This is a genomic window from Streptomyces sp. R35 (assembly GCF_041053035.1).
Lineage (GTDB): Bacteria > Actinomycetota > Actinomycetes > Streptomycetales > Streptomycetaceae > Streptomyces > Streptomyces lutosisoli.
The window spans coordinates 2,343,754-2,360,539 of sequence record NZ_CP163440.1; the positions used below are offsets into that span (position 1 = coordinate 2,343,754).

12 protein-coding genes are annotated in these 16,786 nt (G+C 71.8%); 7 read left to right on the forward strand and 5 right to left on the reverse strand.

Features of this window, described 5'->3' with window-relative positions:
• Positions 1–71: 71 nt before the first annotated feature.
• A complete protein-coding gene (locus tag AB5J50_RS10975) occupies positions 72–1,088 on the forward strand; it encodes a hypothetical protein (RefSeq protein WP_369257083.1) in 1,017 nt (338 codons plus the stop codon).
• On the opposite strand, the gene AB5J50_RS10980 is transcribed toward AB5J50_RS10975, so the two are convergent.
• The 4 genes from AB5J50_RS10980 to AB5J50_RS10995 form a co-directional block, all read right to left on the reverse strand.
• Positions 1,066–3,387: a hypothetical protein gene (locus AB5J50_RS10980; RefSeq protein WP_369257085.1), complete on the reverse strand. Its 2,322-nt coding sequence runs from the start codon at positions 3,385–3,387 to the stop codon at positions 1,066–1,068. The genes AB5J50_RS10975 and AB5J50_RS10980 overlap by 23 nt on opposite strands.
• A gap of 69 nt (positions 3,388–3,456) precedes the next feature.
• Positions 3,457–4,587 (reverse strand): hypothetical protein, encoded by a 1,131-nt coding sequence (locus tag AB5J50_RS10985; RefSeq protein ID WP_369257087.1) that lies wholly within the window; start codon positions 4,585–4,587, stop codon positions 3,457–3,459.
• A complete protein-coding gene (locus tag AB5J50_RS10990) occupies positions 4,584–5,462 on the reverse strand; it encodes a hypothetical protein (protein WP_369257089.1) in 879 nt (292 codons plus the stop codon). Before AB5J50_RS10990 ends, AB5J50_RS10985 begins: the two co-directional genes overlap by 4 nt.
• 85 nt (positions 5,463–5,547) lie before the next feature.
• On the reverse strand, positions 5,548–6,774 hold the full coding sequence (locus AB5J50_RS10995; protein WP_369257091.1) for a hypothetical protein: 1,227 nt from the start codon (positions 6,772–6,774) through the stop codon (positions 5,548–5,550).
• A 515-nt stretch (positions 6,775–7,289) separates the two neighbouring features.
• On the opposite strand from AB5J50_RS10995, the gene AB5J50_RS11000 reads away from it, so the two are divergent.
• The 3 genes from AB5J50_RS11000 (at position 7,290) to AB5J50_RS11010 (ending at position 13,171) form a co-directional block, all read left to right on the forward strand.
• Entirely contained in the window at positions 7,290–11,171 is a 3,882-nt protein-coding gene (locus tag AB5J50_RS11000; RefSeq protein WP_369257093.1) for a Pls/PosA family non-ribosomal peptide synthetase, read from the forward strand.
• A 77-nt stretch (positions 11,172–11,248) separates the two neighbouring features.
• The gene (locus AB5J50_RS11005) at positions 11,249–12,628 is read left to right on the forward strand and encodes a M1 family metallopeptidase (protein ID WP_369257095.1); all 1,380 of its coding nucleotides are present in this window, start codon (positions 11,249–11,251) and stop codon (positions 12,626–12,628) included.
• Positions 12,629–12,784: 156 nt separating this feature from the next.
• Positions 12,785–13,171 (forward strand): YchJ family protein, encoded by a 387-nt coding sequence (locus AB5J50_RS11010; protein WP_369265366.1) that lies wholly within the window; start codon positions 12,785–12,787, stop codon positions 13,169–13,171.
• Between the two features lie 3 nt (positions 13,172–13,174).
• On the opposite strand, the gene AB5J50_RS11015 is transcribed toward AB5J50_RS11010, so the two are convergent.
• Positions 13,175–13,876, reverse strand: coding sequence for a FadR/GntR family transcriptional regulator (locus AB5J50_RS11015; RefSeq protein WP_330303428.1), 702 nt, complete (start codon positions 13,874–13,876; stop codon positions 13,175–13,177).
• Between the two features lie 139 nt (positions 13,877–14,015).
• Here AB5J50_RS11015 and AB5J50_RS11020 point away from each other — a divergent pair, with 139 nt between their 5' ends.
• The 3 genes from AB5J50_RS11020 to AB5J50_RS11030 all read left to right on the forward strand — a co-directional run bounded on the left by AB5J50_RS11020 (position 14,016) and on the right by AB5J50_RS11030 (position 16,775).
• The gene (locus AB5J50_RS11020; protein WP_327434941.1) at positions 14,016–14,543 is read left to right on the forward strand and encodes a gluconokinase; all 528 of its coding nucleotides are present in this window, start codon (positions 14,016–14,018) and stop codon (positions 14,541–14,543) included.
• Between the two features lie 65 nt (positions 14,544–14,608).
• Positions 14,609–16,006, forward strand: a complete 1,398-nt coding sequence (locus tag AB5J50_RS11025; RefSeq protein WP_327427522.1) for a gluconate:H+ symporter — start codon at positions 14,609–14,611, stop codon at positions 16,004–16,006.
• A gap of 10 nt (positions 16,007–16,016) precedes the next feature.
• Entirely contained in the window at positions 16,017–16,775 is a 759-nt protein-coding gene (locus AB5J50_RS11030; protein WP_369257098.1) for an SDR family oxidoreductase, read from the forward strand.
• The last annotated feature ends 11 nt before the right edge of the window (positions 16,776–16,786 follow it).

A 16,786-nucleotide genomic window follows, 5' to 3' on the forward strand; every position in this document is an offset into this window, starting at 1 on the left:
AGGAAGGCACCGGCACGGGACGCCGGCCCGCACGGGCGTCCCCGCAGTCCCCCAGCGAAAGGCGAGCGCACGTGGCAGCCCCGGCACCGCACCGCACGGAGACCTTGAGGGAGTATCACTGGTCGGCCGAACGCCACGGCTGGATTACGGAGTTGTGCGAGGAGGCGGCCGTCGCGGCCCCCGAGATCCGGTCGTTGTCCCACTACAGCAACGGCATCCTCGACTTCGTGGTCTGCCGCGCCGAGCGGGCCCCCCTCAGCAGTCTGGTCACCGAGGCCGACGACGACCTGCACGACGAGTCGCTGCCCGGCAGCCGGCTGCTGCTGTGCGCCCAGGACCTCGGCGCGGTGCTGCGTCCGCTGGGCACCGGAGACCTGATGCGCATCGTCGTCGCCAACGGGCGCGGTGGCCTGTGGGGCGGGCGGGTCAAGCCCGGCGAGTACCTGGCGGCGCTCGCTGACGGCCCCGACCGCGTCCCCGCCATGGACGACGCCATGAACCGCCTGGTCACCCGGATCCGTACCGAAGTGCACAGGCTGCCCGACGAGTTGCCCGGGGGCGACCCGGACACGAAGCCCCGTCTCGTCTCCACGGACACCGAGAACGCGGCGCTGCGCGTCGACTTCGGCACGGCCGCCGCGCCCGTCCCGGCCTACGAGCAGCGGCTGCGCTCCCTGTGGCACCACCATGTGAACACCACCGACCTCCAGTACGCGGGCTACTACCGCGACTGGACGCTGGTGTGCGTCGGCGACGTCTTCGACGCGCCCGAACTCGGTCCGCGCTTCATGGATGTGAGCGTGCGCAGTCGGCGCACCTCCTATCGGGACCTCTCGCGGGGCCTGCGCGGCCACGTGGTCCGCCTCACCGACGCGCTGCATCTCGTGGCGCAGGCCCCGCCCGGTCAGGCGCCGGTCGACCGGCTCGTCCTCGATGTGCAGGAGGGCGCGGTCTACGTCGCGTGGCTCTCGCCGCGCGAGTTCGTCGTCGGCGTCACCCTCGACCAGACGCAGGTCGCCCGCGCCGAGGCCCGGTTGCACGGGCTCGCGCACGCGCTGGGCGAAATCACGGCACAGTCGCCGCGCTGAGCGTGCCCCACACCTCCTCGGCGAGCACCTCCACCGTGCGGGCCGCCGTCAACGGGTGCGCCTGGCCGGCGCTGCCCAGCAGATGCACCGGCAGCACCTCGACCGCGGTCTCGTACTCCCGGCAGATCCGGCGCAGTTCGCTCAGCTGGTCGTCGGTCGGCACTCCCCGCAGCGCGGTGCGGTGCCAGGCCGCGACGGATCCCCGGAAGTCCTCCGTCAGCGCCCGTACCAGCGTGGCGCAGCCCAGCGCGCCGAGCTCCGCGGGCGTCGCGGCGCTGCGTCGTGTCATGGTCCGCCCGGCCACCCGCCGGGTGACCGTGTCGAGGACCGCCAGCGCCTCCCTGAACCGGCGTCGCACCGGTCCCGGCAGATCGGCGGCGGCCTGCTCCGGCTCGGACGGGGCCTCGGGCACCGGCCCGGTGAGCTGCGGCGTGGACGGCTCGGTGCGCGGCAACGCCGTGCCCGGGCGTGCTTCCAGCGTCAACGTGGCCATCGCCTGGCGCAGTTCGGTGAGCTGGGCGGTCTGCCGCTCCAGGTCGCGGCGCATCCGCTCGCCCAGCTGGACGATGTCCTCCTCGCGCCGTACCTCCTCCAGCCGCCTGCCGAGCTGCCGCAGCGCCTCGTCGACGCTCTGCGCGAACGGCCCCTGCCGGTACACCAGCGGCCGGGAGCCGATCGAGCGCGCCAGGCGGTCCTGCATGGGCTGCGACACATGGCCGTTGACCACGAGAAGCGCCTCGAACCGCGCCGGATGCACCGCGTTGCGCAGTCCGTGCACATGGGCGGCGATCCGTTCCGCGTCGCCTGCGAGGAGGACGGAGCGGGTGAGGATCACCGCGAGATAGGTGTTGGGGGCGGGGGCGAGCCAGTACAGCACCTCCTCGTCGGTGTCCGGCGGGGAGGACACCCGGGCCGGGACCGGGTCGCTGGAGGCGATGCGCCACTGCCCCAGGTCGAGGGCCTTGTGCACGTCGGCCGTGACCTCCCGCTTCGAGACCTTCTCGTGCAGGAAGCTCACCGCCTCCAGTACGGCCGCGGCGGTCACCTCCCGTACGGCGCCGTCGCGGTCCTCGCTGAGCTGCCAGGCCTGGCGGCAGGTCCTGAGCACCTCGCGGGGTACGCCCTCGGTCAGCTCGTACAGCAGCCGCAGCGCGTCCGGGCCGAACGGGCCGGAGGACCGGCGCGCCCGCGGGATACTCCGGCCGGGGCCCGCGTCGACGTAGGCCGCGACCAGTTCCCCGGTGAGGCGCTCGCTGAAGCCGGTCGGCCACAGCTGCACCACCCGCTCGTGCACGCTCGCCCGCAGCGCCTGGAGTCCGTCCGGCGAGACGCAGAACACCAGGAGACCGCCGCGGCTCGCATAGATGTTGACGAGGCGTTCGAAGGCGTCCACGAAGGTACGCCGGTTCTCCTCGGGCCAGTCGAGAACCTTCTCCAGGGAGTCCATCAGCAGCACATACGGGCTGCCCACCCGGCCGTGCAGGAATCCCTGTACCGCGAGCGCGTCGAAGACGCGGTCTATGCCGGCCGCGGCGTACTGCTGTCCGCCGGCCCCGCCCGACGGCCCGATGGCCTCGGTGATGCCGCGCTCGCGCAGTGGCTCGGCGGGTTCCTCGCCGTTCAGCCACCTCCACACCATCCTGGTGAACGGCGGCTCCTGAAGCAGCGCCAGCGCGGTGGCGAAACGGCGGTGTTCGGTGACCTCGCCCAGTGTGCCGCGCAGATCCGCGTGGATCACCTCCGGGTCGTAGCGCAGCGCCGACACCACTTTGTCCGGGTCGAGGCTGCGGTCCCGCAGTCCCGCGGCGATCTCGTCGAGGGTGCCAAGGCGCGGATCGCTGCCCTGTTCGCCGACGCGGTTGGCGGTCACGTACGCGTAGTAGTCCCGGACCAGTTCCTCGAACGCGCGGCGTCCGCGGGGGGTGTCGCCGGGGCCGCGCAGCCGGTCCCGGTACATCCGGCCCATGTCCTGGGCCGGTTCGTCCACGATCCACATCGCGGGGCCGTCCGGGCGTGCGCCGAGCGCGGCGTACACCTCGCGCAGGGCATGGCTCTTGCCCAGCCCGAACTCGCCGACCAGGGCGATCGTCCTCCCGCGCCGGCCACCGGCGGGACGCTCGGCGAGGTAGTCGTCGACGAGTTGGGAGAGCTCTTCGAGGGTCGGCGTGCCGACGGTCGCGTTCCCGGAGTCCGCCGCTTCGACCGGCGCGGCCCCGAGGTCCGCCGAGGGGCCGAGGCGCACGACTGGGATCAGCGGGAAGGGGTTGTCGTGCCAGATGTCTCCACTGACTGAGGCCACGATGGCACTCCTCGTGTTTCCGATGACGTCGATGCGAGGGGCGGGCGGGTGCGGGGGTGCGGGGCCGGGTCAGGAGCCCGTGGACGGGCCGGGCGGATGGGGCAGCGCGGTGGGGCCGGGGGTGAAGCGCCGCAGGGTCGCCAGGTCCGGACCGGACCGTCCCGACGTGTGCCGGGTGAGCTCGTCGGCGGTGATCCGCACGGGTCTGCCCGCGTGTCGTTGCCCCTCGGCCACCGCGTGGAAGACGCGCCGCAACTCCCGTACGTCGGCGGGCTGCCACTGCTCGTGGGCCCGGAGCAGCTCGTCCCTGAGGCTCTGCGCGGTCCGAGGGGGCGCGCTGTCCGGGTCGGGATGGCCCGAGCGGGCGCTCTGGCTGAATTTCAAGGTGTCCTCCGGCCTGAGGCTGCCGAGTGCGAGGTGGGTGACCGCGGCGCTGGGCAGCAGCTCCGCGACCACCTCGTTCGCCGTCTCGGTCGTTCCATGGCTGACTTCGACGAGAAGTACGATCCGGCTCTGTGCATGACTCAAGCAGGTCTTGAGGAATCTGGTCCGCACACCCACGTCCTTCCAGTCGATGTGGGGAACCACGGCGAACAGCAGTGCGTCCTGCTGGGCCAGCAGGGCGCTGATCGCGTTGAACGCCTTCAGCGGGGATTCCTGGGACAGCGCCGGATCGAGTCCGGCGCCGGCGAATTGCGTGCGCAAGGTGGCGACGACCTTGTCGCGGATGGTGGCGTTGATGGTCGGGGTCGACGCGAAGTCGCCGTTCTCGTCGATGCTGATGGCGCGTCCGTCGTTGCCGTACCCGGCGGTCATCGCGACGATGTGCCGCGGGGGACGGCGGGTGCCGGGCGGTGCGGTGCGGACCAGCTCGTTCAGCCGCGCGATGTACTGTCCGGCCCGGTAGATGCACTGGTGGATGAGCGTGGTCTTGCCCATGCCGACCGGCCCGGTGACCACCACCAGACGCCCTTGGTCCACGCCGGGCGTGACCAGGTCCGCGAGTCTGAGCAGGCACTGCTCGAAGAGGTCCAGCTGCTCCCGCGCATGGTCGACGTCCACCCACTGGCCGGCGTGGCTCTCGTCCTCCCACGGCACCAGCGGGTGGTCGTCCCTCGGCGGGACGGCGAAGCCCGGCAGGCTCTGTCTGCTGCCCGGTACGTACACCCCGTACGGGTTGTCCTGGATCGGCACGTTCATGCGGACGCTCCCGGGGTCGCGGGGGCGGGGCGTGCCCGCAAAGTACGCCATCTCCAGTACAGCGCACGGCCGTTGAGGTCCGACACGGTGCGCAGCTGCCGCTCCACCGACTGCCGTACGCCCTGTGCCTCCTGGGCCCGGGCGCCCAGGCCGAGGAACGCGCCGTCGCGGGCGCTCGGGAGCGGACGGGCCAGCGGCAGCTCACCGGCCAGCTGCCGGGCGGTGTCGCGCCGTGCGCCGGGTCCGGACACCTGGAGGAGGGGGCCGATCAGCGCGTCACGCGCGGCGAGCACCGCCGTGTGGTCGGCGTCGGGCCGACGCTCGTAGTCCGCCAGGTACTCCCTTGCCGCTGCCCGGAACGCCGCCGCGCCGGAGTCCAAATGCTGTGTGAGCTGCCGTCGTTCCGCCGATACGCGCTCCGAGAACTGTCCGCCGAGGGTGAGCAGGGCGCCGGCCCCCAGCAGGGGCAGCGACTTCAGGAACGTCATGAACCAGCCGTCCTCCGCGCTGCCGCCGGCCGCCGCGCCCGGGGAGTCGGAATCGGCCGACATCAGCGCGGAGCACGCCCGTCCGAAGTCGTCCTGGCTGTGCTCGGCCCACTTCTCCAGCGTCATGCGCCCGCCGGCCGCGGTGGGTACGACCGTGTCCTGGGCCGTCGCGCCGGCCTTCAGCAGGCCGAGGCGTACGGCGGCCGTGACGAGGTCGCCGCGGTGCGCGGTGTCGAGGCAGTACACGAGTTGGGCGTCGCGCTCCCCGGATGCCCCGGGCGCCGCGAACGCCGGGGCGGCGGTGACCCCCCACCACACGAGTACCCCGAACAGCACGAGTGCCCCGACGGTGACCGCCGTGCCCGTCGCCCGTAAGTCGTGCCCCATCCCCTGCCCCATGCGGACTCTCCCCGTCCGGCGACTGCCGTGCGCCGGTTCCCTCGTCTGGCTCCCCTGCCGGTACGAACAGCGGTTACGCCGGGGACCGGCCGTTCGCCAACGGCTCCCGCACCGGCGGCTTTTCGCATGGGGAGGGACGCTCGTCGTCCGCGTCGAGTTCCCGGTGGCCGCGCCTTCGCCGCAGGCTCGGCGGATGTGCCAGCAGTACGTGTGACGTGCCGTACAGCAGGTTGACGGTGACCACGGCGGGGCCGACGGTGGCGACCGTGCCCGGGAAGTCACGCTCAAGGGTGAGCGCGATGAGGACGGCCGTGATGCCGTTCTGCTGACTGAGCCCGAGCGCGATCCAGTCCCGCCGCTCAAGACCCCGTACGAACAGGGGCATGACCCCCAGCGCCACCACCGCCTGTGCGCCGAACGCGGCCACGCCCAGGACGAACCCCGTCAGCAGCGACACGCCCTGCGCGAGGAACAGTCCGAGGGCGAGGAACGCGGCCAGGAAGGCGCCGCCGACCGCGCGGTCGAGCGCCTTGCCGAACGCCGCCGTACGCACCACGAGTCCGGCCACGGCCACCGCGAGCATCAGCATGTTCCCCGCGGCGAGCACCAGCATCGCCACGACCAGCAGCCCCGCCGAAGCCGCCCCGGCACGCCGGGCGCGCGGCGAGGCGGACACCTTGGCCGCCACCCTCCGTCCCGCCCACCACAGGAGCAACACCCCTGCCAGCAGTGCGGCGTTCAGGGCGAGCCCGGTCGCGTAACCGCGCGCGCCGCCGCCCGCGACCGCCGGTGTGCCCTCGTACCCCGCCTTCGTATAGGCGTAGCTCGCGACATACAGCGTCAGCAGTACCGTCATCGGGTCGTCGAACGACGCCCACGCCGTCAGCAGCGACCGGGCGCGCGGCGACATGCGTCCACTTCTGGAGAGGGCGGCGACGGACAGCGGGTCGATCTGGGCGACCGCGATACCGAGCACCAGGTATTCGGGCCGCCCGAACGACAGCACCATCACACCCGCGATCAGGGCTGCTTTGAGGACGACGCCGAGCGTCACGGCCGCCACCACGCCGGGCACGTCGGAGCGCACGGCTTCGAGGTCGATCGAGTACGTGCTGCCGTACAGGCCGACGGCGAGCAGGAGGCCCGCGCCGAAGAGATAACCGCTGGTGCCGACCAGTGCGGACGGATCCACCGCCAGCCCGGCCAGCAGGCCGAGACCCAGCAGACCGACCCCGCCGATCACGATGCCGGGAACCGACACCGGCAGCATCCAGGCACGGGCGCGTTCGGATGTCGCCACCGCCATATCCCCCCTCGGTCCGCTTCTGCCGGGTCTGTTCGGGTTCGCCGCCTCCTGGCACGCAAGGTCGCCCCGCGGCCGTCCGCAGCCGTGGGGCAGGTGAATCGTAGGGGTCCCGAGTGCCGCGCGTAAGCCGAACACCGGCCTGCTGTACGGCGGTTGACCGTCGACCCATATGAATATCCGAAGTGGAGCGCCAAGGCCGCGTCGCACAGCCCCCACTTCACGATGCCCGTTCCCGGGCACCGCCGAACGCAAGGCTCGCAAGGCGTCTTGTGCTGTGTTACGTGGAGGTGTGGGGCAGATCTCGTCAGGATGACGTACCTCCACGTCAGAGCTCCGGAATCAATGGTTCCGGTGCCCGATGAGACCCCCTCGCATGGCTGATGACCAGGTCCGCGACTAGCGTCGTACTAAAATTCCAGGCTTGTTTGGAGCTGGACCGGAATATCCCCAGGCATACCTGCGGGCCCACCAGCTCCCCGGACGCTCCGGGAACAACACGTGAGGACCCGATGGCAGCCCTCCAGCAAGGCCCCGCACTCGCGTTGTCCGACGACGAGGTACGTGCGGAGTTCGGCGACCAGGCGCGGTTCTCCGCCTCCCCGGCCGCCTCGCCGCGCACGCTCGTCGACATCCTCGATGCCTCCGTTCGGGCGTACGCCGACGAGCCCGCCCTGGACGACGGGCACCGCTGCCTCACCTACCGTGCCCTGGCCGTCGAGGTCGAGGCCCTGCGGCGGCGGCTGAGCGCCGCCGGGGTGGGCCTCGGCGACCGGGTCGGCGTCCGGGTCCCCTCCGGCACCAACGAGCTGTACGTCGCGATCCTCGCCGTACTGGCCGCCGGCGCCGCCTATGTCCCGGTGGACGCCGAGGACCCGGACGAGCGCGCCGAGCTGGTGTTCGGCGAGGCGGAGGTGCGCGCGGTCCTCGGGGCCGGACACGAGCTGACCGTGACCGGCCGCTCCGACGTTCCGGCCGCGCGGCCCGGGGCCGAGCACGACGCATGGATCATCTTCACCTCCGGCTCCACCGGCAAACCCAAGGGCGTGGCCGTCAGTCACCGCAGCGCCGCCGCCTTCGTCGATGCCGAGGCCGCCCTCTTCCTCACCGAGGACCCGATCGGACCCGGCGACCGGGTCATGGCGGGCCTCTCCGTCGCCTTTGACGCCTCCTGCGAGGAGATGTGGCTGGCCTGGCGGTACGGCGCCTGTCTGGTGCCCGTGCCGCGCTCCCAGGTGCGCAGTGGCGCCGACCTGGGCCCCTGGCTGGTCGAACAGGAGATCAGCGTCGTCTCGACCGTGCCGACGCTCGCCGCACTCTGGGAGCCGGAGACCCTCAACGACGTACGGCTGCTGATCTTCGGCGGCGAGGCCTGCCCGCCCGAGCTGGTGCAGCGGCTCGTGACGGAGGGGCGGGAGGTCTGGAACACCTACGGGCCGACCGAGGCGACCGTCGTCGCCTGTGCCTCCCTGATGACCGGCGAGGAGCCGGTCCGCATCGGGCTGCCGCTGAACGGCTGGGAGCTGGCCGTCGTCGACGAGGCCGGCGAACTGGTGCCGATGGGCGGCAGCGGGCAGCTCGTGATCGGCGGGGTCGGGCTGGCCCGGTACCTCGACGCCGAGAAGGACGCGGAGAAGTACGCGCCGCTGGACTCGCTGGGCTGGGAGCGGGCGTATCGCAGCGGCGACCTCGTCAAGGCGGAGCCCGAGGGGCTGATCTTCCTCGGGCGGGCCGACGAGCAGATCAAGCTCGGCGGACGCCGGATCGAGCTCGGTGAGGTGGATGCCGCGCTCCAGGCCCTGCCGGGCGTGGCGGGGGCCGCGGCGGCCGTCCGCACGGCCCGCGGCGGCAACCAGCTCCTCGTCGGCTATGTCGTCACCCAGGACGGCTGGGACCACGCCACCGCCGTCGAGAAACTGCGCGCCGAGCTGCCCGCCGCCCTGGTCCCGCTGCTCGCCCCGGTCGACGACCTGCCCACCCGCACCTCCGGCAAGGTCGACCGGGGCGCGCTGCCCTGGCCGCTGGAGGACCTGGAGACCGGCGGTGCGAAGGAACAGCTCTACGGCACCGAGGCCTGGCTCGCCGAGCAGTGGAGCGAGGTGCTCGGCATCCCCGTCGCCGGCGCGGCCGACGACTTCTTCGCGATCGGCGGCGGCAGCCTGGCCGCCGCCCAGCTGACTACCAAGCTGCGCACCCGCTACCCCAGCGCCGCCGTGCTCGACATCTACCAGCAGCCCGTCCTGCGCAAGCTGGCCTGGCACCTGGAGAAGTCCGTGCGGGCCGCCGACACAGCCGCCGCGCGGACCGTCGCGCCGGTGCCGGTGCGGGCCAAGGTGGCGCAGCTGCTCCTGCTGATCCCGCTGTTCACCCTGCTCGGACTGCGCTGGACCGTGGCGCTGGCCGCGCTCGGGAACGTACTGCACTGGTTCGGCCCGTATCCGTGGGCGCCCAGCGCGTCATGGTGGCTCGTCGCCGCCGGGGGACTCGTCTTCTTCAGCCCGCCGGGGCGGCTCGCGATCGCGGCGGGCGGGGCGCGGCTGCTGCTGCGCGGTGTCAGGCCCGGCCGGTACCCGCGTGGCGGAAGCGTCCATCTGCGGCTGTGGACGGCCGAGCGGCTCGCCGAGTTCAGTGGCGCGACCTCGCTCACCGGTTCCTGGCTGGAGCGGTACGCCCGTGCCCTGGGCGCCAAGGTCGGTACGGACGTGGATCTGCACTCGCTGCCGCCGGTGACCGGCATGCTCAAGCTGGGCCGGGGTGCCGCCGTCGAGTCCGAGGTGGACCTGTCGGGGCACTGGCTGGACGGTGACCGGCTGGAGATCGGCGCACTCAAGGTGGGCGCCGGTGCGGTGGTCGGGACGCGCAGCATGCTCTTCCCGGGGGCGCGGGTCGGCAAGCGGGCCGAGGTGGCCCCGGGTTCCGCCGTCGCCGGGCAGATTCCGACCGGGCAGCGCTGGGCCGGGGCGCCCGCGGTCAAGCTCGGCAAGGCGAAGCGGGCCTGGCCCAAGGAGCGGCCGCAGCGCGGCACGTACTGGCGGGCGATGTACGGGGCGACCGGGTTCGCACTGACCGCGCTGCCCCTGCTCGCGGGTGTCGCCGCGCTCCTCGTGGCTCGTGTGTTCGTGGGCGCGGACGCCGGGCTCGGCGAAGCCCTGCGCGGTGCCGCGATCGCCCTGGTGCCGGCGACGCTCGCCTTCGGTCTCGCGTACGCGCTGCTGCTCCTGATCGCCGTACGGCTGCTGAGCCTGGGGCTGCGCGAGGGCACGCATCCGACGCACAGCCGCATCGGCTGGCAGTCCTGGACCGTCACCCAGCTGATGGACCGGTCCCGGCAGACGCTGTTCCCGCTGTACGCCGGGTTGATCACGCCGGTGTGGCTGCGGCTGCTCGGCATGAAGATCGGGCGGGGCGCCGAGGTCTCCACCGTCCTCGCGCTGCCCAGCCTCACCACCGTCGGAGAGGGTGCCTTCCTCGCGGACGACACGCTGACCGCGCCCTACGTCCTCGGGGGCGGCTGGATGCGGATCGGGCGGGCCGAGATCGGCCGCCGGGCGTTCCTCGGCAACTCCGGGATGACCGCGCCGGGCCGCAGCGTGCCGGACGGCGGTCTGGTCGGGGTGCTGTCGGCGACGCCGAAGAAGGCGAAGAAGGGCAGCTCGTATCTGGGGCTGCCGCCGGTCAAGCTGCCGCGCTCGACACAGGACGGCGACCAGAGCCGTACGTACGACCCGCCCGCGCACCTGCTGTGGGCGCGCGGCCTGGTCGAGCTGTGCCGGATCGTGCCGGTGTTCTGCTCGGCGGCCCTGGCCGTGCTGACCGTGGCCGCGCTCAGCGCGCTGGGGGCGTGGGCCTGGGCGCTCGCCGGGCTCGTGCTGCTCGCCGTGGGCGCGCTCGCCTGCGTTCTGTCCATCGTGGCGAAGTGGCTGCTCGTGGGCCGGCACCGGGCCGGTGAGCACCCGCTGTGGAGCGGATTCGTGTGGCGCAACGAGCTCGCCGACACGTTCGTCGAGGTCGTGGCCGTGCCGTGGCTGGCCGGATCCGTGCCCGGTACGCCGCTGATGACGGCCTGGCTGCGCGGGCTCGGCGCCCGGATCGGCCGGGGCACCTGGGTCGAGAGTTACTGGCTGCCGGAGACGGACCTGGTGACGCTGGAGGACGCGGCGACGGTGAACCGTGGCTGTGTCCTGCAGACCCACCTCTTCCACGACCGGATCTTGCGGACGGATACTGTGGTCCTCCGTGAGGGCGCCACCCTGGGCCCGGGCGGAATCGTCCTGCCCGGCAGCACCGTCGGGGCCCGCTCCACCCTGGGTCCCGCGTCGCTGGTGATGGCGGCGGAGTCCGTTCCCGACGACACCCGCTGGCTGGGCAATCCGATCGAGGCATGGCGTTCATAGAAGACGTGATCGGATCGGATACGAAGGGCGGTACAGCGGCACGTCGTACGAGCACAGGGCAGGGAGCAGACGCAGCAGTGAGCGTTCAGCAGACAGTGGGATCGGACCCGTACTTCCCGGTGAACGGTGATCCCCGTTACCGGGTGCACCGGTACGAGCTCGCGCTGGACTACCGCCCCGGCCCGAACCGGCTCTCCGGCACCGCGCGGCTCAACGCCATAGCGGGCCGTGCGCCGCTCGCCGAGTTCCAGCTGAACCTGGCCGACTTCCGGATCGGCCGGGTCCGCGTCGACGGCAAGGCACCGCACTACACGCACCGCGGCGGCAGGCTGCGCATCCGCCCGCCGAAGCCGATCCGGGCCGGTGCCGCCTTCACCGTCGAGGTGCACTGGTCGGGCAATCCCAAGCCGGTCAACAGCCCCTGGGGCGGGCTCGGTTGGGAGGAGCTGGAGGACGGGGCGCTGGTGGCGAGCCAGCCGGTCGGGGCGCCGTCCTGGTACCCGTGCAACGACCGTCCGGCCGACAAGGCCTCGTACCAGATCTCGATCACCACACCCTCCGCGTACTCGGTGGTGGCGGGCGGCCGGCTGCTGACCCGGACGACGAAGGCGTCGACGACGACCTGGGTCTACGAGCAGGCGGCGCCGACGTCCAGCTATCTGGTCGGCCTGTCGATCGGGAAGTACCAGACGGTGCTGCTCGGCGACCCGGGGCTCGGCGGCGTACCGCAGTCCGGGCATCTGCCGGTGCATCTGCTCGCCGAGTTCTCCCGGGACTTCGCCCGGCAGCCCGCGATGATGGAGCTGTTCGAGGAGCTCTTCGGGCCGTATCCGTTCAGCGAGTACGCGGTGGTGGTGACGGAGGAGGAGCTCGATGTCCCCGTCGAGGCACAGGGGTTGTCGACGTTCGGCGCCAACCACGTGGACGGTGCGCGGGGTTCGGAGCGGCTGGTGGCGCACGAGCTGGCGCACCAGTGGTTCGGCAACAGCGTCTCCATCGCGGACTGGCGGCACATCTGGCTGAACGAGGGCTTCGCGAAGTACGCGGAGTGGCTGTGGTCGGAGCGCTCGGGCGGCCGCACGGCGCAGCAGCACGCCGCCGCCGCGCACCGGAAGCTGTCCGCGCTGCCGCAGGACCTGGTCCTGTCGGACCCCGGCCGCAAGCTGATGTTCGACGACCGGCTCTACGAGCGCGGCGGGCTCACCCTGCACGCGCTGCGCCACGCGATGGGCGACGACGCGTTCTTCCGTATGCTGCGCGGCTGGGCGACCCTGCACCGGGGCGGAGCGGTCACCACGGCGGCCCTCAGCGCGCACGTCTCCCGCTACACGGCCGAACCCCTGGACGACGTGTTCGCGGCCTGGCTGTACGAGCCGACGCTCCCGCCGCTGCCGACGCCCGGCGCACCGGTTCCGGCGCGGCCGTCCTACCCGCCGACGAACGCCGACTCGGCCTAGGCAGGTCGGGTGAAGTCCGCTGCAGTTCCGCAGCGCCCCGAAGGGGCGCGGGGCTGTGACACCATGCGGCTCCGCCGCGCGGGCGCGACCAGCCACGACGGTGCCGCGGACGATCGACGGCATATCGCGGCACATACAGCGGAGCGCTTGGGCACAATGGCCGTCATGACCAGTCGTTCGTCCTGTCCCTGTGGGCTTCCCGAGCCCTACGCGAAGTGCTGTGGGCGGTTCCACCGCGGTGAGGCCGCGGCGCCGACCGCGGAGGCGCTGATGCGGTCGCGGTACGCCGCCTTCGTGCAGCGGGACGAGAAGTACCTGCTGCGGACCTGGCACCCGCGCACACGGCCCTCGTCGGTCGACTTCGACCCCGGGATGCGGTGGACCGGCCTGGAGATTCTCGCTACGAGTGACGGGTCGGCGTTCCACTCCACGGGCACCGTCACCTTCCGTGCCTCCTACCGGGGCGGCACGCTGCACGAGCGCAGCCGGTTCGAGCGGGTCGACGGTGCCTGGGTCTACGTCGACGGAGACTTCGCCGAGTAGTCGTCAGGGCGCGAGGATGTCCAGTTCGTGCAACGCGCCGACCGTGATCTCGCGGGTGAGTTCCTCCGCGCGGACGGCGTCGCCCTCGCGGACGGCCTCCGCGACCTTGACGTGCAGGGTGACGGCCGCGGGATCGGGGTCCTCGAACATGACTTCGTGGTGGGTACGGCCCGCCAGGACCTCCGTGACGACGTCACCGAGGCGGGCGAACATCTCGTTGCCCGACGCGTTGAGGATCACCCGGTGGAAGGCGACGTCATGGACGAGGTACCCCTCCAGCTGATGGCCGCGTGACGTCGCGACCATGCCGAGCGCGCACTCGGTGAGCTCGGCGCACTGCTCCGCGGTGGCGTGGCGGGCGGCCAGGCCGGCGGCGACGGGTTCGACGGCGGAGCGCAGCACGGTGAGTGAACGCAGCTGGTGGGGGCGGTCGGCGCCGGCCAGCCGCCAGCGGATGACCTGAGGGTCGTACACGTTCCACTCGGCCTTGGGGCGGACCGTCACGCCGACGCGGCGGCGGGACTCGACGAGGTACATGGATTCGAGCACCCTGACCGCCTCACGCATCACGGAGCGTGACACCTCGAAGCGCTGCGCGAGCTCATCCGTGCGCAGCACGCTGCCCGGCGGGTACTCGCCCGCCGTGATCGCCGGCCCGAGGCATTCCAGTACATGTCCGTGCAGCCCCCGGCCCCGTGTGCTCATGGAGCCAGCGTACGAGTCTGCCTCCCGGAACAAAAAGTCAGACTTATATGTCACAGACTCTTGAATTCGTCGTACCTAATGAGTTTCAGTGTCGTCGACATCAGATGTCGACGAAGACGACGAAGACAGCGAGAGCACGATGCAGCTAGTGCGTACCCCCCACGTGGTCGTGGTCATGGGCGTCGCAGGCACCGGCAAGACCACGATCGGTCCCCTGCTTGCGGCCCGGCTCGGCGTTCCGTACGCCGAGGGCGACGACTTCCACCCGCAGGCCAACATCGACAAGATGACGGCCGGTCACCCGCTGACCGACGAGGACCGGTGGCCCTGGCTGGACGCCATCGGCCACTGGGCGCACGACCGGGCCGGACTCGGCGGGGTGGTCAGCAGCTCGGCGCTCAAGCGCGGCTACCGGGACCGGCTGCGGGCGGCGGCCCCCGGTGTCGTCTTCGTCCACCTCACCGGTGACCGCAAGCTCATCGAGGACCGGATGTCGCACCGCCAGGGGCACTTCATGCCGACGGCGCTCCTGGACTCCCAGTTCGCCACGCTCCAGCCGCTGGAAGCGGACGAGGCGGGTGTCGCCGTGGATGTGTCGGGCGACCCCGGGGAGATCACCGAGCGGGCCGTGGCCGCGCTCCGGGCTCTCGCCCAGCCCACGCAGTAACCCCCTCCTCTCCTCTCAGTAACCCCCTTACCTACTCAGGCCTTTCTCAAAGCAAGGGAACCACCGTGACCAGACTCAGCGTCGAGATGCTGGCAGCGGACGCCGTCGAGCCGATCACCTCGGCCGGCCACGCCCAGCTGGGCATCGCCGTGCTGGCCGGCATCGCCGTCATCGTCCTGCTCATCACCCAGTTCAAGCTGCACGCATTCCTGGCCCTGACCATCGGCTCGCTCGCCCTCGGCGCGTTCGCCGGAGCACCGCTCGACAAGACCATCGTCAGCTTCACCACCGGACTGGGCACCACCGTCGCCGGCGTCGGCGTCCTGATCGCCCTCGGCGCGATCCTCGGCAAACTGCTCGCCGACTCCGGCGGCGCCGACCAGATCGTCGACACCATCCTCGCCAAGGCCGGCGGCCGCGCCATGCCCTGGGCGATGGTGCTGATCGCCTCCGTGATCGGCCTGCCGCTGTTCTTCGAGGTCGGCATCGTCCTGCTGATACCGGTCGTCCTGATGGTCGCCAAGCGCGGGAACTACTCCCTGATGCGCATCGGCATCCCGGCCCTCGCCGGCCTGTCCGTCATGCACGGCCTGATCCCGCCGCACCCCGGCCCGCTCGTCGCCATCGACGCCGTCGGCGCCAACCTCGGCATCACCCTCGCGCTCGGCGTCCTCATCGCCATCCCGACGGTGATCATCGCGGGCCCGGTGTTCTCGAAGTACGCGGCCCGTTGGGTGGACGTCCCGGCCCCCGACCGCATGATTCCTGCCCGTGCCTCCGAGGACCTCGACAAGCGCCCCGGCTTCGGCGCCACCCTCGCCACGATGCTGCTGCCGGTCGTCCTGATGCTGTCCAAGGCCCTGGTCGACATCATCGTCGACGACCCCACCCACATGGTCCAGCGCGTCTTCGACGTCATCGGCTCCCCGCTGATCGCCCTGCTCACGGCCGTCATAGTCGGCATGTTCACCCTGGGCCGCGCGGCCGGCTTCACCAAGGACCGCCTGGCGACCACCGTCGAGAAGTCCTTCGCCCCCATCGCCGGCATCCTGCTCATCGTCGGCGCCGGCGGCGGCTTCAAGGCGACCCTCATCGACTCCGGCGTCGGCCAGATGATCCTGGACATCTCCAAGGACTGGTCCATCCCCGCCCTGCTGCTCGCCTGGCTGATCGCCGTGGCCATCCGGCTGGCGACCGGCTCCGCGACGGTGGCCACCATCTCCGCGGCCGGTCTGGTCGCCCCGCTGGCCGCCGACATGTCGACCGCCCACACCTCCCTCCTCGTCCTCGCCATCGGCGCCGGCTCGCTCTTCTTCAGCCACGTCAACGACGCCGGCTTCTGGCTGGTCAAGGAGTACTTCGGCCTCGACGTCGGCCAGACCATCAAGACCTGGTCCGTCATGGAGACGATCATCTCGGTGGTGGGCGGCGGACTGATCCTGCTGCTCTCGCTCGTGATTTAGGGGTACGGGAATGGCTCACCCTCTCTTCGACATCAGCGGCCGTACGGCCCTGGTCACCGGCTCCAGCCGGGGCATCGGGCTCGCCCTCGCACGGGGCCTCGCGGAGGCCGGCTGCACGGTCGTCCTCAACGGACGGGACGCCGAACGCCTCACCCGGGCCGCCGCCGAGCTGCCCGGTGACGTCCATACGGCCGCGTTCGACGTGACCGACGGCCCCTCCGTCGCCGCCGGAATAGCCGATGTCGAGGAGCGGGTGGGCCCGCTGGACATCCTGGTCAACAACGCGGGCATGCAACTGCGTGCCCCGCTCCTGGAGTTCACGGACTCCGACTGGCACCGGATCCTGGACACGAACCTCACCAGCGCGTTCCTGGTCGGCCGTGAAGCCGCCCGCCGGATGACGGAACGCGGCCACGGCAAGATCATCAACATCTGCTCGCTGCAGAGCGAGGTGGTCCGCCCCGGCATCGCGCCGTACGCGGCGACCAAGGGCGCCCTGAAGATGCTCACCAAGGGCATGTGCGCGGACTGGGGTCCGTACGGCGTGCAGGTCAACGGCCTCGGCCCCGGCTACATCGAGACCGAGCTGACCAGGCCCCTGGTCGAGGACGAGGAGTTCAGCGCCTGGGTACGGCGGCGCACACCGGCCGGCCGCTGGGGCCGAACCGAGGACCTGGTCGGCGGGGTGCTCTTCCTCGCCTCCCCCGCCGCGGACTTCGTCGGCGGGCAGGTGCTGTACGTCGACGGCGGCATGACGAGCGTGCTGTGACCTCCGGGGAG